The organism is Croceibacterium salegens (genome assembly GCF_009827435.1).
Taxonomy (GTDB): Bacteria; Pseudomonadota; Alphaproteobacteria; order Sphingomonadales; family Sphingomonadaceae; genus Croceibacterium_B; species Croceibacterium_B salegens.
In genome coordinates this window covers 154,506-176,249 of the sequence record NZ_WTYM01000023.1, presented here as the reverse complement: position 1 = coordinate 176,249, position 21,744 = coordinate 154,506, and the positions used below count along the sequence as shown (strand labels likewise).

Here is a 21,744-nt window from a genome sequence, read left to right as displayed (position 1 = left end):
TTGAGAAGCGGCCCTTCCGCTTCCGTTTTGGGAAAGGACCGCCTCGACCTCAGATTTCCGTGCGCTCGGCGAGCAATAGCGCGTCCTCGATGTCCACGCCCAGGTACCTGACGGTGTTCTCGATCTTGGAATGGCCAAGCAGGATTTGCACGGCACGGAGATTGCCCGTCGCCTTGTAAATCATCGAAGCCTTGGTGCGCCGCATCGAGTGCGTACCGTATTCCTCACGTCGCAGCCCAATGGCAGTCACCCATTCATCGACCAGGCGCGCGTATTGTCTCGTGCTCAGGTGCTTTGTTCGATCGATGCGGCTTGGGAAGGCGTAGTCTTCGGTCGATCCTCCACGCCGCTCGAGCCACGCCAAAAGGCTGGCACGAACATCGCCTGTCAGTTCGAACTGAACAGGGCGCCCGGTCTTCTGCTGGATAACCGTCGACCGGCTTCGTATCTCCTGGCTGGCGACAAGATCCCCGATCCTGATCCTGCTCCTGACGCCACTGACAGCCTCACTGCATGGGAATAGTAGCGGAGAAAGGCGCCAAACCCCCGACCAGCCAACTTGTCCGCGAAGAATGTCCACTTTCGGGAACTAAGAAGTCGGGCTCTAATGTCTTGGATTAGGGCGCCTAGCTGCCATCTTAAAATCCAGTGTCAAACGTCCGCAATTGGGTCGATGCTGGCCAGTCCGCAGTTGGCTCAGGATGCAAGCAATTGGAAATCTGTTTGTGATAGCCCAACGCTATGACCAACGGGCAACCAGACGATTTAGAAGACTGGTATTCTGCGGAACAGGACGCAGAGCTCCGCAGCGTCACGCCCTTGTCGACCTTGTCCGAGCTCAGTTTTGTAATCGGTTTGATCACGATAGGTCTGACCGCGCACTTCATCACACATCGTCGCTCGCCGCGTTAAGTTTCGACAAGTCTTGAATCGCAGCAGGCTGGACGGTTCTTTGCGCCGATATACAATGCGTCCAGATCATAAACTTGATAGTTGCCAGCCACTTGCCCGCGTGCATAATCGTGAGCCGTCATGCTAGGGGAATTGATCTGCAATCCTGATTGCGCTTGTCAGTTTCAGTCCCCCGCAAGAGTGCGGGCCAAGGAGGCCAACTGCCTTCGCTCCAACGAACGGCTCAACGCGCAAGCATCCAGCTGTCGCGCCCGTGATCGAGGGCTGATCGATAAACTTCCATCGCTTTTGGAATACCAAAGAGTCATCCATTTGGCAGTCGTGCGGTCCCGTGCTCTCGACGACTACACCGGCGACCAACTCGAATGGAATCGACTGAACCACGAGCGCTCTCCAGTCGGATGACGCAAGCGTCACCGAACGCGTGGCCGTTGGCCCAGCGTCGACCACTATCAAGACCCTACCAAGTTGAAGTACCGGACCTGCTCTGGCTTGGTAAACACGGCCAAGGGCCCGATGGATCATAAGCAGTTTGTCGAGTTATGCCGCAAGATAGTAATCAGGCACAAAGGGTGGGGTGAACAACACTAACCGACCGAACAGTCACAATCGGGCTGCCAGCCGCCAGTCAGCTCACCCCAGCTCCGCCTTTTCCAGCAGCGCGGTCGTGCTGGGGTCAAACACGACGCCGCCGGCCTCGATGTCCTTGGCCATCTTCTTGCCCAGCTCGACGCCGAACTGGTCGAAGGGGTTGATGCCCATCAGCACGGCACTGGCGAAAGTGCGGTGTTCGTGGAAGGCGATCAGCGCGCCGAGGGTGGCGGCGTCGATGTCGTCGCACAGGATCGTCGCGCTCGGACGGTTGCCCGGGAACTGGCGCGCCGGGTCCTTCCCGTCGGCGCTCATGTTGCCGCCGGCCATCAGCGCCGCGCCTTGCGCGAAGCAGTTGGTCAGCAGGATGGCGTGATGCGCCGGGTCGAGGCTGTCGCCCGGCGCGATGCTGGCGATGAAGTCGACCGGGACGAGATGAGTGCCCTGGTGGAGCAGCTGGAACACCGCGTGCTGGGCGTCTGTGCCCACCCCGCCCCAGGTGATCGGCGCGGTCGGGCCGTCGACCGGCAGCCCTTCGGCGGTAACCGACTTGCCGTTCGATTCCATTTCGAGCTGCTGCAGGTAGTCGGGAAACTGTCCGAGCCGTTCGTCATACGCGAAGACCGCGCGCGTCTCGGCCTTGCGCAGGCGGGCGTAGGTCAGGTCGGCGAAGGCGGCGCGCAGGCACAGGTTGTCGCGTCCGTCGGTATCGCGGAAATGCTCGTCGACCTTCGCGGCGCCGTCGAGGAAGCTCTCGAACTCCTCCCAGCCGATCGCCATGGCGATGGGAAAGCCGATGCTCGACCACAGCGAATAGCGCCCGCCGACGCTTTCGGCGAAGGGGAGGATGCGCGTCTCGTCGACGCCCCATTCGACCGCCTTTTCCGGGTATGCGGTGAGCGCGATGACGCGCCCCGAGGGGTCGGAAACGCCGTTCTGCTCCATCCAGGCGAGCGCGCTGGCGGCGTTGGTCATCGTCTCGATGGTGGTGAAGGTCTTGCTGGCGACGGCCAGAAGCGTGGTTTGCGGATCGCAAGCTTTGAATGCTTCTTCAAGGGCTTGGCCGTCGATATTCGAAACCACGTGAACATCGCAGAGCGGGAAGTCGCGGGCCAAGGCATCGACCGCTAGCGACGGGCCGAGCGCCGAACCGCCGATGCCGACATGAATCAGGTGCTTGACCTCGCCCAGCGCCCCGTCGTGGATCGCCCGGACCAGCGCCTCCATCCGGTCGCGCAGCGCGTTGGCTTCCTCGACGCTGTCATCCCGGCCAACGCCGCGCAGCGCGCTGTGCTCGGCCGCCCGGCCTTCGGTCGGGTTGACCACCTCGCCGCCGAACAGCTTGTCGCGCATGGCGGCAAAGTCCGCTGCCTCGGCCAGTCCCTCGAACCCGGCGAGCAGGCCTTCGTCGAGGTGGGTTTTCGACCAGTCGAACAGCACACCGGTCTCGCCCAGTTCGATCCGTCCGCTCAGCTTCTCGACACGCTCCGGGTCGGCGGCGAACAGTTCGGCCAGCGTCGGAACGGGAAGGTTGGCGAGATCATTCCAGGCTGCGGCGCGCGGGTCGGTCAAATGAAATCCTTTCCTACAGGCTGGCTGTTCGGTTAGGGCCCGGCGACATGATTGGGAACCTTCAAATCGCCCGAGGCTGCAGGCAATTTGACAGCGTTTTTTCGCAGTGGCGAGTTTTTCCCCTGGACAGTGCCAGACCTGTCAACCTCGTGACAACCAAGTGACCATGGAGCGAACCGATTTGAGCGAGATCGAGACCACGGCGCCAGCCAGCGCAACGCCCGCCGAACCCTCGACTCCGGCGAAGAAGCAGGAAGGCAGCTTCCTCTGGTTCCTCGTCAAGCTGGTCCTGGTCGTGCTGATCTTTCGCTCCTTCGTGTTCAGCACCTTCTCGATTCCCTCGGAATCGATGCTGCCGCGGCTGATGGTCGGCGACTACCTGTTCACCGCCAAGTGGCCCTACGGATATTCGCGCGCCTCGCTGCCGCTTGACATAGACATCGGCGCCGGTCGAATATTCTCCAGCCTGCCCGAGCGCGGCGACGTCGTGGTGTTCAAGCACCCGATCGACCGCACCGACTACATCAAGCGCGTCATCGGCCTGCCCGGTGACACGATCCAGATGACGGACGGCGTCCTCAGCATCAACGGCGAGACGGTGACGAAGGAGCGGATCGCCGACTTCGTCCACCCTATCACGCCCTACAATGCCTGCCGCATCGAGGCCTTCCGCAAGACCGCGGCCGACGGAACGCCGGTCTGCGACTATCCGCGCTTCCGCGAGACCCTGCCGGGAGGCAAGAGCTACGAGGTGCTCGATTTTGGCCAGACCGAGCAGGACAACACCGCACCGGTGATCGTGCCCGCCGGCATGCTGTTCATGATGGGCGACAACCGCGACAACTCGATGGACAGCCGCTTCGACGCTGTGCCCGGCGAGGGCGTCGGGCTGGTGCCGCTCGAAAACGTCGTGAGCCGGGCGAGCTTCATCGCCTTCTCGACAGACGGTGACGCGAGCTGGTTCAATCCCATCAGTTGGTTCACCGCGGCGCGCTGGGACCGCATCGGGGACGGAATTTGAGCGGACTGGCCGAAACGCGCAAGTGGCTCGAAGGAATCGGCTGGAAGGTCGGCGACGAGGCGCTCTGGCTCGAAGCGCTGACCCACGGCAGCACCGGGGCGGCGCGCGATTACCAGCGACTGGAATTTCTCGGCGACCGCGTGCTCGGACTTGCCGTGAGCGAATGGCTCTACCGGCATAACGATGGCAGCGAGGGCGAGCTGGCGCAGCGCCTCAACGCGCTGGTCAGCCGTGGCGCCTGCGCGCGGGTCGCCCGCTCCATCGGCGTTCCGCAGCACCTCAGGCTCGGCAAGCAGGCGCGCGACGACGGCGGCGACGACAGCGACAACATCCTCGGCGACGTGATGGAGGCGCTGCTCGGCGCGAGCTTCCTCGAAAACGGGTTCGAAGCGACCCGCACCGTGGTGCATTCGATCTGGGAGCAGGAAATGACGGGCGGCGCTGGCCGCGCCAAGCATCCCAAGAGCGCGCTGCAGGAATGGGCCGCGGGCAATCGCCGCAAGCCGCCTGAATACATGCTCGTCGGGCGCTCCGGCCCCGACCACGCGTCGAAATTCACCGTCCGGGTGAGCGTGCACAACGTCGGCGCGGTCGAGGCCACCGCGGGAAGCAAGCAGGATGCCGAAACCGCTGCGGCGCGGGCCTTCATGGAGACGTACGGATGACCCTTCGACAAGCTCAGGGTGAACGGAAATGAGCGAACAGACCCGCTGCGGCGTGGTGGCGGTGATCGGTGCGCCGAACGCCGGCAAGTCGACGCTCACCAACGCGCTCGTCGGTCAGAAGGTGGCGATCGTCTCCTCCAAGGCGCAGACCACTCGCGCCCGCCTGCTCGGCATCGCGCTGGCCGGCGAAGTGCAGATCATCCTCGCCGACACGCCGGGCATCTTTGCACCGCGCCGCCGTCTCGACCGGGCCATGGTCAGCGCCGCATGGGAAGGCGCCGAGTCGGCCGATGCCATCCTGCTGGTGGTCGACAGCGTCAAGCGGCGCTGCCACGAGCTCGAGCCGTTGCTTGAAACCCTCGCCTCCCGGCCCGAGCGCAAGCTGCTAGTGCTCAACAAGGTCGATGCTGCCGTGAAGGAGGACCTGCTGGTCCTCGCGCAGGACCTGACCGGCAAGGTCAATTTCGACGAGGTGTTCTTCGTCTCTGCGCTGAGCGGCGACGGGGTGCCAGAACTCAAGGCGCACCTTGCCGCGCTGATGCCCGAGGGACCCTGGCATTACCCCGAAGACCAGGTCTCGGACGCCAGCGAGCGCCTCCTGGCTGCCGAAATCACTCGCGAGCAGCTCTACAACCAGCTGCGCGAAGAACTGCCCTACGACAGCGCTGTGCGGCCAGAGGCCTATACCCAGCGCAAGGACGGCAGCGTCGAGATCCGCCAGCAGATCGTCGTCGGTCGCGACACCCAGCGGGCCATCGTGCTCGGCAAGGGCGGCAGCCGGATCAAGGCCATCGGCGAGGCTGCGCGCAAGGAACTGTCCGAGATCCTCGGCCAGAAGGTCCACCTGTTCCTGCACGTGAAGGTCGACGAGAACTGGGCCGAGAGCCGCGAAATCTACGAAGAGATCGGGCTCGACTGGGTGCGTTAGGTTGGGAGCTACTCCGGGTTCATTCGGAGTGCGTCGTCAATGCAGTCGTCCTACGCCACTGCCTCAATGTGGCGGAAGCGGGTGAAACAGGCGATGACGCTACTTCTGTCGACCTTCCTGGTGCTGGGGGTTGCAGCGATCGCACTGAAGCTGCTGTTCCCCCTGCCCGCACGCGAGAATTTCCCCGAAGACCTGCCGGTTCCGGCCGCCTCGACCAGTTTTCCCGCCCTGCGGGAGATGGCCGAAGCCGGCGGCGAAGGCGAAAGCTACGTGATGCTGCTCGACACGGGCCTGCTGGCGATTTCGGGGCGCCTGGCGCTGATACGCCGCGCACAGGGCACCATCGATGCGCAATACTACATCTGGGAAGGCGACCTTGCCGGCCGTGTCATGCTCGAAGAGATCATCGCTGCAGCGGATCGCGGGGTGCGCGTCCGCCTCCTGATCGACGACAATCCCACCGCCGGACTCGATGCGATGTGGGCCGCGGTGAACTCGCATCCCAACATCGCCGTGCGGATCTTCAACCCGCTGACGATCCGCGCGGCCCGCCCCCTCAACTACCTGTTCGACTTTCCCCGCCTCAATCGCCGCATGCACAACAAGTCGCTGACGGTGGACGGGATGGTGACGGTGGTGGGAGGGCGCAATGTCGGCGATGTCTACTTCGGGGCGGGAGACGCGAACCTGTTCATCGATATCGATGCGCTCGCGTTGGGAGCGATCGTCCCGGAGGTTTCGCGGGAATTCGAAACCTACTGGAACAGCGAGCCGGCCTACCCGGCGGAACTGATCCTTGCTCGCGCTCCGATGGGGGCGATCGAGGAGTATCGCACGCTGCACCATGTCGATACCGCAAAGGCTGAGGGATACCGCAAGGCGGCAAATGAACTGATCCAGACCCTTACGACGCAGCCGGCGGAAGACCTCCTTACGACCTCGACGATAGACCTGCTGTCGGACAACCCCGACAAGGCGCTTGGCAAGGTCCGACACGAGGACTTGCTGGTCGAACAGATCGCCCGAATCGTTGGCAAGTCGACCAAGAGTCTCGACCTCGTCTCCGGCTATTTCGTTCCTGGCGACAGGGGCCTGGATATACTTGTCGGCCTGGCGCGAAAAGGAGTCGCGACCCGGGTCGTGACCAACGGCTATGCCGTCACCGACGTACCGATGGTCCACGCGGGGTACTATCCGTCGCGCGTTCCGCTGTTGCGAGCTGGCGTAAGACTCTACGAGGCCAAGCGGCAAGGCGAGGAGAAGACCAACGCACGCGACTTTGCCACGACGCGCTTCAGCGGCGGCGGCGAGAGCGTCCACGCCAAGACCTTCGCCGTGGATGGCAAGGAACTCTTCGTCGGATCGTTCAATATCGACCCGCGCAGCGCCGTTCTCAACTGCGAGATGGGCTTCCTCATCCACTCACCCGCACTGGCCGGGCGCCTGAAACAGGCGCTGGACCGCAACCTGGCCGAGAAGACCTACGCGGTTTCGCTGAACGATGCCGGCGAGACTGTGTGGACCACGCAGCACGACGGCCGGCCACTGTCGACCACCACCGAACCCGACACCACAGCGGTGTCACGTATGCTTGTATGGATTCTCTCGAAGCTGCCGATCCGGTGGTTGCTGTAGGCCGCTATCGCTTCTTGGCGATCTCGATCCCGTTCTTCTTGGCGAAATCCTTGGTCGATTCTTCGCTGCGATTGAGGGATTTGGCTATCTCTTTCAATCCCTTGCCCTTACCCGCAAGCACGCGGAGCTGGCCGGCTTCGTCGGCCTTCCACGGCTGCTTGTGCCGCTCGAAATGGTCCTTGGCCATCAGTCCGCCTTGGCTTTCTTGGCCGGAGCCTTCTTTTTTGCGGCCGGCTTCTTGGCCGCAGCTTTCTTCTTCGCACCCTTCTTCTTTGTGGCCGGTCCCTTGGCAGCGCGGGCATCGATCAGGGCGATGGCCTGCTCCTCCGTCACGTCCTCGGGCTTCACGTCGCGCGGGATCGTGGCGTTGGTGGTGCCGTCGGTGACGTAGGGACCATAGCGGCCCGGCATGACCTTGATCTCGCCACCGCTGGTAGGGTGCGTTCCGAGCGTCTTGATCGGCTCCGCCTTGGCGCGCCCCCCGCCCGCGCCGCGGTTGGCGGCCTGGGCTAGGATGTCGACCGCGCGGTTCATGCCAACCTCGAACACCTCGCGCGTGCCCTGCAGCTTGCCGTACTTGCCGTCGTGACGGAGGTACGGGCCGTAACGGCCTATATTGGCTTCGATTTCCAGGCCCGTTTCTGGATGCGTTCCGACGATCCGCGGCAATGCCAACAGCTTGAGCGCCCATTCGAGATCGAAGTCGGGCAGGTCCTTGGGAATGCTCGCGCGCTTCGCCTCCTTGCCCTCGCCGAGCTGGACGTAGGGTCCGAAACGGCCGACCTTGCGCTCGACCGGCAGGCCGGTCTCGGGATCGTTGCCCATACGCTCGTCGTCGCTCTCGCCGTTCTCGCCCGGTTGGCCAAATTTCCGGCGAAAGTTGCATTCCGGGTAATTGGCGCAGGCGACGAAGGCGCCGAAACGGCCGCCCCGCAGCGACAGGTGGCCGCCCTTGCGCCCCTCGGCGATGCACTTCGGACAGGCGCGCGGATCGCTGCCGTCGGCCTGCGCCGGGAACAGGTAGTCGGACAGGAACTCGTCGAGCACTTCAGTGACTTCGGACGGCTTGCGCTCCATCACCTCGTCGCTCTTCGGCTTGAAGTCGCGCCAGAACGCGTCGAGAAGCGACTTCCATTCTTCGCGACCACCCGAAACGTCGTCGAGTTCTTCCTCCATCCCGGCGGTGAACTCGTAGGCGACGTAGCGTTCGAAGAAGCGTTCGAGGAAGGCAGTCAGCAGGCGGCCTGAGTCCTCGGCGAAGAAGCGGTTCTTCTCCATCCGCACGTATTCGCGGTCGCGCAGCGTCTGGATGGTCGAGGCGTAGGTCGAGGGCCGGCCGATGCCGAGCTCTTCCATGCGCTTGACCAGGCTCGCTTCGGAGAAGCGCGGCGGCGGCTGGGTGAAGTGCTGGGTGGCGGTGACGTCCTTCTTGGCCGGTGAATCGCCCTGGCGCATCAGCGGCAGCAGACCCGAATCCTCGTCATCGTCCGCCTTCTGGTCGCGGCCTTCCTCGTAGACCGCGAGGAAGCCGGGGAACTTCACCACCTGCCCGGTGGCGCGTAGCTCGTGGCGACCGGTGGGGTCACGCAGGGTTACCGTCGTCCGCTCGAGCCGGGCACCGGCCATCTGGCTCGCCATCGCGCGCTTGAAGATGAGGTCGTAGAGCTTGGCCTCGTCACCTGCACCGGCGCGGTCGCGGGAAAAATCGGTCGGGCGGATCGCCTCGTGCGCTTCCTGCGCGTTCTTCGCCTTGGTCTGGTAGAAGCGCGGCTTTTCGGGGAGGTAATGCCCGTCGTACCGATCGGAGATGGCCTTGCGCACGGCGCTGATCGCGCTGCCGTCCATCTGCACGCCGTCGGTACGCATGTAAGTGATTGCGCCGGCTTCGTAGAGGTTCTGCGCGCAGCGCATCGTGTGACTGGCCGAGAATCCCAGCTTGCGCGCGGCTTCCTGTTGCAGCGTTGAAGTGGTGAACGGCGGCGCCGGATTGCGCGTGAGCGGCTTTTCCTCGACCTCCTCGACGGTGAAGCGCGCCGCTTCGACGGCGGCCTTGGCCGCCTCGGCGGTGCCCTTGTCGGAAATCGTCAGGCGGTCGATCTTGCCGCCGTCGTACTTGACAAGCCGGGCCTCGAAACCTGTCCCGTCGTGCTCCATCTGCGCCGCGACCGACCAATATTCCTGCGGCTTGAAGGCCTCGATTTCGCGCTCGCGGTCGACGATCAGGCGCAGCGCGACCGACTGCACGCGGCCGGCGCTCTTGGCGCCCGGCAGCTTGCGCCACAGCACGGGCGAGAGGGTGAATCCGAACAGGTAGTCGAGCGCCCGGCGCGCGAGGTAGGCGTCGATCAGGTCCTGGTCGAGGTCGCGGGGGTGCTCCATGGCCTCGGTCACCGCACCCTTGGTGATGGCGTTGAAGGTCACGCGCTCGACCTCCGCCGGAAGCGCCTTCTTCCTGGCCAGCAGTTCCTTCACATGCCACGAGATCGCCTCGCCCTCGCGATCGGGGTCGGTGGCGAGGATCAGGCGGTCGGCCTTCTTCGCCGCGTCGGCAATGGCCTTGACCTGGTCGCGGTTGCGTTTGTCGGCGTAGACCTCCCAGTCCATCGCAAATGCCTCGTCCGGGCGGACCGAGCCGTCCTTCGGCGGCAGGTCGCGGACGTGACCGTACGAGGCGAGGACCTTGTAGTCCTTGCCGAGGTACTTCTCGATAGTCTTCGCCTTTGCCGGCGACTCAACGATAACAAGCTGCATGTCTGTGAACGGTAGTCCCTACGCGTATACGTACGCGCGAGGGTGAATCGGGATTGGCGATCTCGTCAAGCGGTCAGGAAAAAGTATCTTGTAGGTGCGAAGCCGGAGCGTGCAGCCGGCCATAGACCCATATTCCGAGCGCCATCTTGAATACTCCGACCACCAGCGAGCTGAACTGGGTTACCAGAGTGAAAAGTAGTCCGTCAGTGCCAAGGCCTTGCATAGTGAGGATCCCGCGCATGCCTGCGACGAGGAACCCTGCGAAGACGATGTAGTAGATGATCATTCCTGCAAGGATAGCCAAGGCAATCGCAGTGGTGTTGCCTCTCACGGCGTCCCACGACGAGCCCATGGCCTCGAACACCGGCCCGTCCTCCGCGATCAGAAACGCCACAGCTGCGGACCAGCGCGCCATCAGGAAGAGCCCCGGAACGACAAACAAGATAAGTCCGATGCCGTTGGCCAGGGCCAGCAGAACAATCATCAAGATGTAGGAAAATATTCGAAAGCGCGTCGTTTCGGGAAGGTAGCCACGTTGCCGCAGCAAGGCCTGCAAGAGCAGGTATTGCGCAACGACAGCGGCGATAGCGACAACGATTCCGCTGAGTCCTGCCCCAATGCCGAACCAGTCCAACAGGTCTTTCGGGATGGCCGTGGTCTGCGCCAATGTGGGTGCGGCATTCCTCAGTATCCATTGCAGGAACGAGGTCCCGAGCGTCATGCCTATGACGTAGATGGCTACTACGCGAAGGTTGTCCCCGATGACCGAGAATGTACCGTTGACGACTTCGCCAACGGAAATCTTGTCTTCCATGCGACCCGGCCCCCGCTGATTTCAGAAGCCCAGCTGCCTCCGTTTTCACCTTATAGTCAAGCACCTATGCGCGGATCGACCTTCCCTTCGTTGGCCTTGTCGCGCGCCACGACGATCTGCTGGAAGATCGCAACGCCCATCGCCATCGAGACCGCGCTCATGCAGCTCGCAGCGAGCTGGGAAATGCCGATGCCAATGGGGTCGGTCTGCTCGAAGAGGTAACCCGCGAGCGCCGAGACGATGATCAGCGAGAAAACCAGCGACAGCATGGCGACGAGTATCGGGAATTCGCTGCCGCTCGTGCGCTCCCAGCTTTCCTTGAGAGAATCCACCACGCCCCCGCGGCGGGAAAGCAGCAGCGGCTGGGCGATGATCCACCGGGCCATCACAAACAGTCCGGGAAGGATAAGCAGGATGAAACCGGCCAGCACCCCGAGTGTGTAGAGCACCGAAAGACCGCAATAGGCGAGGAACACGTCGTCGCCGCCTGCCGGCTTGTTGCCGGTCTTGCGAAGCAGCGCCTCGAGCAATTGGTAGGCAGCGACCACGCCGACCACGAAGTTGATACCGGACTTGGCGAGGGCTTGCAGGACCGCCGTGTTCTCGACGGTGTAGTAAGCGACCACGCCGTTGATGATCGTCAGCGCGATGATGAAGATCGCCACCGGCACCTTGCAGAGCTCAATCACCTCGAGCGTCCCCTCGACGATGGCGCCGATCTTCAATTCCCGCGATGGTGTGATTTGCATGGCTCGCCCTCCCCTGTTTCCCTCGCCCGACCGTGGCCATTGCCGACAACGGTCAGGACGACAGGCTTACCCGCCCCCCGGCGTGGCGTACGAGACTGCCGCCGATTTCGAGTTCGAGCAAGGCCATCTGCACTTCGGCGGCACTTGCGCCCGATTGACGGATAAGCTCGTCGACCGACACAGGGGCAGTGGTGAGCAACGCGCCGACATCGGCAGGCTCGGCTTCGGCCCAGTCGTCGGGATCGATTTCGATGTCCTGCACGGGGTCGCGAAAAGTCGAACGAGGCGTACCGTCGAAGCCGGTAAGCAGTTCGATCACGTCGCCGGGGTCCTGCACCAGCACCGCCCCCTCGCGGATCAGCGTGTTGCAGCCCTGCGCGCGGGCATCGAGCGGGCTGCCGGGGATCGCCATGACCTCCCTGCCCGCCTCTCCGGCCAGACGCGCGGTGATGAGCGAGCCCGACTTCGGCGCTGCCTCGACCACCAGCGTGCCCAGCGCGAGGCCGGCGATGATGCGATTGCGGCTCGGAAAGTGACTACCGCGCGGCTCGGTCCCCGGCGGCTGTTCGGCGACAAGAAGGCCCTGCAGCGCGACCTGTTCCTGCAATTCGTTGTGCTGCGGAGGGGAGGCGATGTCGATCCCGCTGGCGATGACGCCGATGGTCGCCGAGAGGGCGCCGCGATGCGCCGCGCCGTCGATGCCTCGCGCAAGGCCTGAAACGACGGTGAACCCGGCATCGGCCAGCGCGGCGGCGAAATCGCGCGCCAGCTTGACTGCAGCCGCCGAGGCGTTGCGCGCCCCGACCATCGCGACGCAAGGCTTTGCCGCCAGCGCTGTTTCTCCCCTGACGATCAGGATCGGCGGAGAGCCGTCTGTCTCCCCGAGCAGCGCCGGGTATTCGGGAGAATCGTGGAACAGGTAGCGCGCGCTGGCGCGACGGACCTCTGCGATCTCGGTTTCGATCCGTTCACGCGGTGCCGGTCGGTAGTCTCGGGTGCCGCGCTTCGCGAGGTCCGGCAGCGCATCGAGCGTTTCGACGGCTGAGCCGAACCGGCGCAGGAGTTGGACATAGCTGACCGGGCCGATATTGGGCGAACGCAGCAGGCGGATGCGGGCAAACGCCTCCTCCTGCGAAAGCGCGATTGCCGTCACTGCCGTCACGACTTGCTGCCGACCTTCGGTTCCTCACCCGCGAGCAGGCGGCGGATGTTGGCCCGGTGCAGCCACAGGACCACCAGTCCGATGAAGGCCAGGTAGGGGACGAACTCGGGTTCTCCGAGCAGCCAGGCAGCAATCGGTGCCGCGATCACCGCGCTGATTCCGCCCGCCGAGGAAATGCGCGTGATCGCCAGCATTCCCAGCCAGACCGCGGCGAAGGCCAAACCGATCTGCCAAAACAGCCCGAAGCACACCCCGGCCGTCGTCGCCACGCCCTTCCCGCCCTTGAACCTGAGCCAGACCGGGAAGCAGTGCCCCAGGACGGCCCCAACCGCGGCGAACCCGGCCATCGCCGGCCACAGGTGCCAGGCGATCATCACGGCAAGGAAGCCCTTGCCGAGATCGAGCAACAGGACCAGTGCGGCCAGCTTCTTGTTGCCTGTGCGGAGCACATTGGTCGCACCGATATTGCCGCTGCCGATCTGGCGGATGTCACCTTGCCCGGCAGCCTTGGCGAGCAGCAGCCCGAAGGGCACGGAGCCGATGAAGTATCCGGCGAGAAGGGCGAGCAACCAGTCCACGACTCCTCCTATCCGCTTGTCTTGCTTGCCTGCAACCGCGAACGCGTTGATTAGGGGCCGCAATGGACGCAACTGCCCCGATCCTGATCTTCGATTCCGGCGTCGGTGGGCTGACCGTCCTCGCCGAAGTCCGCAAGCTTCTGCCCCAGGCACCGCTGATCTACGCCGCCGACTTCGCCGGTCTGCCATACGGCGAGAAGAGCGAGGCAGAGGTAGCCGCGCGGGTTTCGGGGCTGCTTGGCCGGATGAGCGAACGCTACCGCCCGCGCCTCGTCACAATCGCCTGCAACACCGCCAGCACGATCGCGCTGGGAATGGTTCGCGACGTGCTAGAAGTGCCGATTGTCGGCACGGTTCCAGCGATCAAGCCGGCCGCCTCGTTGACGAGCAGTGGCGTGATCGGCCTGCTCGGCACATCGGCAACAATCCGTCAGAAATATGTGGATGACCTCGAGGCCGAATTCGCGAGCGACAAGGTCCTTTTGCGCCACGCCTGCCCCGAACTGGTGAGCGCCGCTGAGCAGAAGCTGCGCGGCGAAACGCCCGACCCGGCCGTCTTCCGCGCCGCAGCCGATGGACTTCGCATCCAGGCCAATGGCGACGCGATCGATACCGTCGTGCTCGCCTGCACGCACTTCCCGCTGGTCGAGGAGGAGCTTCGCGCGGAGTTCGGCACCGACGTGACCTTCGTCCATGGCGCATACGGCATCGCGCGGCGTGTCGCCCATTTGACTCAGGGCAATGATTTCCGGCGCGAACGGCCCGATTTCGCGGTGGTCACCGGTGCCTTGGAGGATGCCGCCGATCTCGCTCCGGCATTCGCCAGGTACGGCTTTGAGGAGGTGGCGGCGTTCTAGGACGAGTGGAAGGAGAATTCCTGTTGCAAGTGGTTCGCAAACTCCGCCCTTTAAAGCCCGTCAAGCTTCGCCTAAGTCGCACCGGACTCGGCAGCCGCAGACCCCCTGACGGCGCGGACGGGAAAAGTACGCTGAATTACGAACACATCTTCGACCAGGCGATCGACCGGCTCCATTCGGAGGGCCGCTATCGCGTGTTCATCGACATCCTTCGCAACAAGGGAATGTTCCCCAACGCGCGCTGTTTCCACCACCACAACGGCCCCAAGCCGATCACCGTGTGGTGTTCGAACGACTACCTCGCGATGGGCCAGCACCCCAAGGTCATCGCGGCGATGGAAGAAGCGCTGCATGACGTCGGCGCCGGTTCGGGCGGCACCCGCAACATCGGCGGCAACACCCACTACCACGTCGATCTCGAGCGCGAACTGGCCGACCTGCACGGCAAGGAAGGCGCACTGCTCTTCACCAGCGGCTACGTCTCCAATGACACCACACTCTCGACGCTGGGCAAGCTGTTGCCGGGCTGCGTCATCTTCTCCGACGAGCTCAACCACGCCAGCATGATCGCCGGCATCCGCAACTCGGGCTGCGAAAAGCGCGTCTTCCGCCACAACGACGTGGCGCACCTCGAGGATCTGCTCGCTGCCGAGAGCCCCGACGTTCCCAAGCTGATCGCATTCGAGAGCGTCTATTCGATGGACGGCGATATCGCCCCGATCCACGCGATCTGCGACCTTGCAGACAAGTACAACGCGCTGACCTACATCGACGAGGTCCACGCGGTCGGCATGTACGGCCCACGCGGCGGCGGCATTTCCGAGCGCGACGCGGCGGCGCACCGCATCGACATCATCGAAGGTACGCTGGGCAAGGCGTTCGGCGTGATGGGCGGCTACATCGCGGCGGATTCGAAGATCATCGACGTGGTCCGCAGCTACGCCCCCGGCTTCATCTTCACCACTTCGTTGAGCCCGGTGCTGGTCGCCGGCGTGCTCGCCTCGGTGCGCCACCTCAAGGCGTCGAGCGAGGAGCGTGACGGCCAGCAGGCTGCGGCCGCCAGCCTGAAGTCAATGTTCCGCGAAGCCGGCCTGCCGGTGATGGACTCGGTGACGCACATCGTTCCGCTGATGGTCGGCGATCCGGTCCGGGCCAAGCGGATCAGCGACATCCTGCTCGCCGAATACGGCGTCTACGTGCAGCCTATCAACTTCCCCACGGTGCCGCGCGGCACCGAACGCCTGCGCTTCACCCCAGGGCCGGCCCACACAGAACAGATGATGCACGAACTGACGGTCGCCCTGGTCGAGATCTGGGACAGGCTCGACCTCGAGCTTTCCAGGGCCGCCTGATCTGGACCGCCTCGTCGCCGCGCCCGAGGCGTCGCATGGCCCGGCAACGGGCGCGGATGGAAGCCGTTACGGCCCATTCGCTCGCTTCTTCGGCAATCGCTCAGGCAGGATAATCGCCTTCACCAGGCTGGTCCTGGCCGTCGTGTTCTGCATCGCGCTTTGGGTGGACCCCGACCAGCCGGTCCGCAGCCACTTTGCAGGCTATGCGCTGCTCTTCGGTTACATTGCGCTGTCCGCCGGACTCTTCGCCCTCGCCTGGCGAAGCTGGTGGTGGGACTACCAGCTTTCCTGGCCGGCACATGCCGTGGATGTCGCGGTGTTCCTCGCCGCAGTCTATTTCACCGAAGGGGCGGCGGACGACTTCACCAGTCCCTTCCTGGCGTTCTTCGCCTACCTCATGCTGGCTTCAACCTTCCGCTGGAGCTGGCGCGTCACCGCGCTGACCGGGCTCACCGCGACGGTCCTCTACATGCTGGTTGGTCTCGGCATGCAGGCACTGCACATCGAGATGGACATTTATCGCTTCGGGCGCCGCGTCATCTACATGCTGGTGCTGGCGATGGTGCTCATCTGGCTCGGTGACCGGCGCTTCACGCTGATCGCCGAACGATTCGTCGAACCTCCCGGCGCCACCGACGACCGGCTGCCCCCCCTCGACGAAGCGCTGCGCTTCGCCATGGCCCAAATCGGTGCGCGCAGCGGCGCAATCGCCTGGGCCGACGACGAGGAGCCGCAGATCGAACTGCGCGTTGTAGGTCTGGATCGCCCCCGCTCGATCCTCGGCCCCGGCGAACTGCCAGGAGAAATGCCGTTTCCGGCCAGCGCGCGCCTGTTCGACAGCAAGCGCCGGAGGGTCCTGCGCAGCACCGGCGACGGCAATTTCGCTGCAAGCCGGAACCAGCCGGACGAACCGCTGGCGGCGTTCTGCGGCATCAGCAGCGGCCTCGCCCTGCCGTTCGAGGGAGTCACCGGCCGCGGGACCTTGCTATTGGCAGGGATCCCCGGTGCATCGGTTGACCACATCGCCCTTGGCGAACCCATCGCTCGCGAAGTCGGTGCCGGTTTCGACCGCCAGTCGACCGTCACGCTGGTCCGCGAAGGTGCGGTGACGCGCATGCGCGACGCAGTGGCGCGCGACCTTCACGACACTATCGCCCAGTCGCTGGCAGGGGCGGCCCTGCGGCTCGAGGGACTGCGCAAATGGATCGCCTCCGGGGGCGACCCCGAACCGGAAATCCAGGCAATCAAGGCAGCGCTCAAGACCGAACAGGTCCAGGTCCGCGCGCTGATCGCACGCCTGCGCCGCGGCGAAGCGGTGATTCCCGATGCCTCGGCCGCAAGCTCGTTCGGCAAGCTCCTCCGGGAGCTGTCGAGCTACTGGGGCATAGAGGCGGTCCTGCAGGCGGAAAGCCGGACCACCGCCATCCCGGGCTGGCAGATGCACGACTTGCGGCAGATCGTGCGCGAAGGCGTCGTCAACGCTGTGCGCCATGGGGCTGCGACGAGAGTCGAAATCTCGCTGGCGGAACGTGCCGGCATGCTCGAGCTGGTGATATCCGACAACGGCAGCGGGTTTTCGGTGATCAATCAGGGTACGCGCCCGCGCTCGATTGGAGAGCGCGTTGACCAGCTTGGCGGGAGCCTAGTTGTCGAGAGCGGTATTCGAGGGACGAGATTGCATATAGTATTGCGCGCGGACGGGGCATGATGATCAGGGTTCTACTTGCAGACGATCACACCTTTATGCGCGCAGGCGTGGAGGCGGTGTTGCGCGGGTCGCGCTTCGAGATCATCGCCACCGCCACCAATGGCGACGACGCGCTGACGGCACTGACCCGTCACGATCCGCAGGTCTGCATATTCGATGTCCGCATGCCCGGCAGGAACGGTGTGGAGGTGCTCCAGCACATGCGCCAGCGGGGCGACGACCGTCCCGTCGTACTGCTCACCGCCGGGCTTGAAGACCATGCGCTGCTCGCCGCCGTAAAGGCCGGGGTGAACGCCATCGTCCAAAAGGACGAGGCTGAGGACAGCCTGCTCGATGCACTGGAGAAGGTGGAAGCGGGACAGCGCTGCGTGCCCCAGCGCCTGTTGCAGCGCGCGCTTGACTTGTCGCTGGCCGGCGGCAACGTCGACCCGCTTGCCCCGCTCGCCCCGCGCGAACGACAGATCGCCACCCAAGTCGGGCGCGGGCTGCGCAACAAGGAAATAGCCGAGGCCCTTACCATGTCGGAAGGCACGGTAAAGGTCTACCTGCACGCCATTTACCAGAAGCTCGGCGTCAAGAATCGCACCGAGCTGGCCCTGATGGCCCACAAAACGGGAGAAGCGGGGGCCAACTTTAGTTAGCGGATCGAAGGCTCAGGGCGTTCCGACCTGGACCCTCATATTAACCATCGATAGGTGTCGATTTGGCCGAACGCCAGATCGTCAGCCGGCACCAGAACGACTAGTCGGACCGTGTAGCCGGGGAAGTGCGATATTGCCCGTTCACCCTAAGCCGGCGACGCGAGCGATTACGGGCGGGATAGCCCCCAAGCACTATCCCGCCCAGCTCAACCCATCGCCACAATCAGGCGGCAATTCGTCTCCATTGTTAGGCTCATGGTAACCAACCTGTGCCATGCCGGATTGGACCGGCGCCACGATTGGTGCGCCTAATTCGCGAGCAGCAATAACACATGGAATTGTCGGGCTTCTTCAAGAGCAAGGCGTCTTCAGCGCAGGACGAAGACTCTGCGCCCCTCCTTCCGGCAGGGGTGATCGGAGCCAATGATTCGGCCGCCCGGCTCTCTGTGATCGACGATTTCGAACAAGCCGGAATCGGCTGGATCTGGGCCTCCAATCACCAAGGCAAGCTGATCTACCTTTCCAACAGCGCGCTGAACCGACTCGAGCTGGAGGGATCTCAGCTACTCGGACAGTCGCTCGTCGACCTGTTCGAGACTGATGCCGAGAACCCCGAACAGGGCAGCGAGCGGCCGCTGAAGTTCCAGCTGACCTCGCGCAACAAGCTCAAGGACCTGGTCGTTCGTCTGGTCCCTGCCAGCCAGAACGGCAGCCGCCGGATATGGTGGGCGATTTCGGCTCACCCGAAATTCGACAGCCGCGGCAAGTTCGAGGGCTATCGCGGCAGCGCCAAGGACGTGACCGTCGAATACGAGCGCAAGCTAGAAGACTCGCGCCTGGCTGAATACGATTCGCTGACCGGCCTCGCCAATCGCCACCGCATGACGCGCCGGCTCGAAGGCACCCTCGCCGCTTTCAAGAGCTCGCGCCGCGCCTGTGCGCTGATGATGCTCGACCTCGACCGCTTCAAGCAGGTCAACGACACGATGGGCCATCCGGCGGGTGACGAGCTGCTGCGACAGGTCGCCGAACGTCTACGGAGCATAATTGGCGAGCGTGGTGAGATCGGCCGCCTCGGCGGTGACGAATTCCAGGTCATCCTCCCCGACCTCGACGACCGCGGCAAGCTGGGCGAACTGGCCAACAAGCTCATCCAGATCGTCAGCCAGCCCTACCCGATCGACGGCAAGCGAGCGATCATCGGCACGTCGATAGGCGTCGCCATCGCCCCCTACGACGGGCTGGAGAAAGACGAGATCGTCCGAGCTGCCGACCTCGCTCTCTATGCCGCCAAGAAAGGCGGACGCGGCGCTTTCCGCTTCTTCTCCGCCGACCTCAAGGACGAAGAGGAAGAGCGCGCGCTGCTGCTCGACGACTTACGCGAAGCGCTGACCAACGACCAGCTCGAGCTGCACTACCAACCAGTGGTGCGGACCAAGGACGACATGGTCGTCGGCTTCGAGGCGCTGATGCGCTGGGAGCACGAGGAGCGCGGCTTCGTCAGCCCAGGGGTGTTCATCCCCGCGGCTGAGGAATCGAACCTTATCAACACGCTCGGCGAATGGGCGCTGCGCACCGCGTGCATCGCGGCCACGAACTGGCCGAAGTCGGTGCGCGTGGCCGTCAACGTATCGGCGGTCCAATTCGCCAACCCGGGCCTCATCGACATCGTCACGAACGCCCTCGCCCAATCGGGTCTCGAACCCGAGCGGCTCGAGCTGGAGCTGACCGAGAGCGTGTTCATGGGCGACAGCGAAACAGTCGACAACACCTTCCGCATGCTCAAGGACCTTGGCGTTCGGCTGGCGCTGGACGATTTCGGTACCGGCTACTCGTCGCTCAGCTACCTGCGCTCTGCGCCGTTCGACAAGATCAAGGTCGACAAGAGCTTCGTCGATTCGTGCACCCAGAAGGACCAGAACAGCGCCAAGATCATCACTGCGATCATCGGCCTTTCCGAGGCCCTGGGCATGGAGACGACCGTCGAAGGCGTCGAGGCGTTCGACCAGCTCGAACTGGTGATCGAAAAGGGCGCGCGCTTCGTGCAGGGCTGGATCTATTCGAAAGCTCTCCGCATCGACGAGATCGAAGCGCGCATGGGCAGCGGTGAATTCAAGATCAAGCCCGACGGGCCCGAGATCTACCGCGCAGAGCGGCGCAGCGTGTTCCGCCGCATTGGCGTGATCCACGACGATCACCGCTACGACGCGGTCATGCGCGACCTGTCCAAGTCGGGTGCGTTCATCGAAGGACTGCTTGGCGTGCCGCTCGATACCGGGCTCGTCCTCGACCTCGGCGCCGGCCAGCTGGTCGTCTGCAAGGTTACCCGGTCTCAGGACGCGCAGATTGCGGTCGAATTCGAGACCCCGCTGGTCAGCGACGGCGCCGGCGGACTGTGCACGCGCCACCGCGTCAGCCCCTATGCGCTGGCCGCGGCAGGCATGCCCCTGACCTCGCTTCCGCAGGGCAACTACCCGATCGAGCAACTCCAGCAGGGCGCACGCACCAAGCCGCAGTTCCTGCAGGTCACCAGCGGCCGCGTCGCCGCCTGAGGATACTCAGCGCAGGCTGATGACGTTGTCGCTGCTGCGCGGGTCCGCCCGGTCGCCGCGGTAGAGGCTCGCCATCGGCTCGTCGGTCACGGTCACGGCAATCGCTTCGCCGAAGCCGTTGAACCCGGTCTTCATCGCCGCGCCATAGGCGCCGAGCATGCCGATTTCGAAGTAGTCGCCGGCCTGGATGTCGGCCGGCAGCATGAAGGGGCCCTTCATGAAATCGGCATCGTCGCAAGTCGGACCGTAGAACGAAAATTCGTCATGAGGCTGGATGAGGTCGAGTTCGAGCGCCTGCACCGGAAAGCGCCATGCGACGTGCGCAGCATCGAACAGCGCGCCATAGGCGCCGTCGTTGATGTAGAGTTCGGTGCCGCGGCGCTTCTCGACCTTGACGATCAGGCTCGAATATTCGGCGCACAGCGCGCGGCCGGGCTCGCACCAGAGCTCGGCCGAATAGGAAATCGGCAGGGCTTCGAAGTGGCGTGCAATGAGCGCGAAATAGTCCTCCAGCGGCGGAGGTTCCATGCCGGGATAGCAGCTCGGGAAACCGCCGCCGACGTCGACGATGTCGACGGTAACCGCAGCCTCGGCGATTGCAGCACGAACGCGCTCGAGCGCCTGCACATAGGCGAAAGGAGTCATCGCCTGGCTGCCCACGTGGAAGCAGATGCCAAGGGCATCACAATGCTGCCGTACGTTGCGCAGCAATGCTGCCGCATCGGCAAGGTCGACGCCGAACTTCGAGGCGAGCGAAAGCTCCGAATATTCGGACGAAACGCGCAGCCGAACGAGCAGGTTGAGGTCCTGCGCACCGCCAGTCGCTTCGACGATCTTCTGCAGTTCCTCAGCCGTATCGAGACTGAAGGTGCGCACGCCGTGCTGGGTGTAAGCCTCGGTAATCGCGCTCTTTGTCTTGACGGGGTGCATGAAGCACAGCGTCGCCTCGGGAAGCAGCGAACGCACCAGCCGCACCTCGGCGATCGAGGCGACGTCGAAGTGCGTCACACCCGCGTCCCACAGGATCTGCAGGAGGTCGGGCGAGGGATTCGCCTTCACCGCATAGAGCGACTTGCCCGGAAACTTCTCGGCGAAGAAACGGGCAGCGCGCGCCGCAGCATGCGGGCGATTGAGGATTACCGGCTGATCCGGCGAAAATGCGCGGACTACAGTCGATGCGTCAGGGTAGCTGTGCAACTCAAGGGACCCCCAAAACTTAGTTCGAGACAAAGCTGCCTTGCGGTTTGGAAGTCCCC

Annotated in this window: 17 protein-coding genes and 1 pseudogene; 9 read left to right on the top strand and 9 right to left on the bottom strand. The window is 64.1% G+C overall.

Translation table 11 applies throughout. From position 1 onward, the window contains the following. Positions 1-49: 49 nt before the first annotated feature. A pseudogene (locus tag GRI89_RS02495) lies at positions 50-484 on the bottom strand (tyrosine-type recombinase/integrase); the annotation flags it as partial. 1,061 nt (positions 485-1,545) lie between these two features. Then, on the bottom strand, positions 1,546-3,075 hold the full coding sequence (gene pgi / locus GRI89_RS02490; RefSeq protein WP_159791837.1) for a glucose-6-phosphate isomerase: 1,530 nt from the start codon (positions 3,073-3,075) through the stop codon (positions 1,546-1,548). A 166-nt stretch (positions 3,076-3,241) separates the two neighbouring features. On the opposite strand from pgi, the gene lepB reads away from it, so the two are divergent. The 4 genes from lepB (at position 3,242) to GRI89_RS02470 (ending at position 7,324) form a co-directional block, all read left to right on the top strand. Beyond that, positions 3,242-4,096, top strand: a complete 855-nt coding sequence (gene lepB, locus GRI89_RS02485) for a signal peptidase I (protein WP_201290848.1) — start codon at positions 3,242-3,244, stop codon at positions 4,094-4,096. Further along, positions 4,093-4,761, top strand: a complete 669-nt coding sequence (rnc, locus tag GRI89_RS02480; protein ID WP_159791835.1) for a ribonuclease III — start codon at positions 4,093-4,095, stop codon at positions 4,759-4,761. Before lepB ends, rnc begins: the two co-directional genes overlap by 4 nt. A 28-nt stretch (positions 4,762-4,789) precedes the next feature. Further along, complete coding sequence (gene era, locus GRI89_RS02475; RefSeq protein ID WP_159791833.1) at positions 4,790-5,689, top strand: GTPase Era; 900 nt, start codon at positions 4,790-4,792, stop codon at positions 5,687-5,689. Between the two features lie 93 nt (positions 5,690-5,782). Then, entirely contained in the window at positions 5,783-7,324 is a 1,542-nt protein-coding gene (locus tag GRI89_RS02470; protein WP_159791831.1) for a phospholipase D family protein, read from the top strand. A 4-nt stretch (positions 7,325-7,328) separates the two neighbouring features. Here GRI89_RS02470 and GRI89_RS02465 read toward each other — a convergent pair whose 3' ends face one another. The 6 genes from GRI89_RS02465 to plsY form a co-directional block, all read right to left on the bottom strand. Further along, a complete protein-coding gene (locus GRI89_RS02465) occupies positions 7,329-7,511 on the bottom strand; it encodes a hypothetical protein (RefSeq protein WP_159791829.1) in 183 nt (60 codons plus the stop codon). Further along, complete coding sequence (gene topA / locus GRI89_RS02460; RefSeq protein WP_159791827.1) at positions 7,511-10,075, bottom strand: type I DNA topoisomerase; 2,565 nt, start codon at positions 10,073-10,075, stop codon at positions 7,511-7,513. The genes GRI89_RS02465 and topA overlap by 1 nt, the downstream gene beginning before the upstream one ends. Before the next feature lie 73 nt (positions 10,076-10,148). Next, positions 10,149-10,889: a hypothetical protein gene (locus GRI89_RS02455; RefSeq protein WP_159791825.1), complete on the bottom strand. Its 741-nt coding sequence runs from the start codon at positions 10,887-10,889 to the stop codon at positions 10,149-10,151. Between the two features lie 56 nt (positions 10,890-10,945). Continuing rightward, positions 10,946-11,638, bottom strand: coding sequence for a hypothetical protein (locus tag GRI89_RS02450; RefSeq protein ID WP_159791823.1), 693 nt, complete (start codon positions 11,636-11,638; stop codon positions 10,946-10,948). 52 nt (positions 11,639-11,690) lie between these two features. Beyond that, entirely contained in the window at positions 11,691-12,800 is a 1,110-nt protein-coding gene (gene dprA / locus GRI89_RS02445) for a DNA-processing protein DprA (protein ID WP_407924958.1), read from the bottom strand. Further along, positions 12,797-13,378 (bottom strand): glycerol-3-phosphate 1-O-acyltransferase PlsY, encoded by a 582-nt coding sequence (gene plsY, locus GRI89_RS02440; RefSeq protein WP_328598044.1) that lies wholly within the window; start codon positions 13,376-13,378, stop codon positions 12,797-12,799. Before plsY ends, dprA begins: the two co-directional genes overlap by 4 nt. Positions 13,379-13,440: 62 nt before the next feature. Here plsY and murI point away from each other — a divergent pair, with 62 nt between their 5' ends. The 5 genes from murI (at position 13,441) to GRI89_RS02415 (ending at position 20,488) form a co-directional block, all read left to right on the top strand. Next, complete coding sequence (murI, locus tag GRI89_RS02435; RefSeq protein ID WP_159791819.1) at positions 13,441-14,235, top strand: glutamate racemase; 795 nt, start codon at positions 13,441-13,443, stop codon at positions 14,233-14,235. A gap of 131 nt (positions 14,236-14,366) precedes the next feature. Next, entirely contained in the window at positions 14,367-15,587 is a 1,221-nt protein-coding gene (hemA, locus tag GRI89_RS02430; protein ID WP_159791881.1) for a 5-aminolevulinate synthase, read from the top strand. Between the two features lie 163 nt (positions 15,588-15,750). Continuing rightward, positions 15,751-17,295 (top strand): sensor histidine kinase, encoded by a 1,545-nt coding sequence (locus tag GRI89_RS18225; RefSeq protein WP_159791817.1) that lies wholly within the window; start codon positions 15,751-15,753, stop codon positions 17,293-17,295. Continuing rightward, positions 17,292-17,936, top strand: a complete 645-nt coding sequence (locus tag GRI89_RS02420) for a response regulator transcription factor (protein ID WP_328598043.1) — start codon at positions 17,292-17,294, stop codon at positions 17,934-17,936. The genes GRI89_RS18225 and GRI89_RS02420 overlap by 4 nt, the downstream gene beginning before the upstream one ends. A gap of 332 nt (positions 17,937-18,268) precedes the next feature. Beyond that, complete coding sequence (locus GRI89_RS02415) at positions 18,269-20,488, top strand: EAL domain-containing protein (RefSeq protein ID WP_159791815.1); 2,220 nt, start codon at positions 18,269-18,271, stop codon at positions 20,486-20,488. 6 nt (positions 20,489-20,494) lie between these two features. Here GRI89_RS02415 and GRI89_RS02410 read toward each other — a convergent pair whose 3' ends face one another. Beyond that, entirely contained in the window at positions 20,495-21,685 is a 1,191-nt protein-coding gene (locus GRI89_RS02410; protein ID WP_159791813.1) for a type III PLP-dependent enzyme, read from the bottom strand. Between the last annotated feature and the right edge of the window lie 59 nt (positions 21,686-21,744).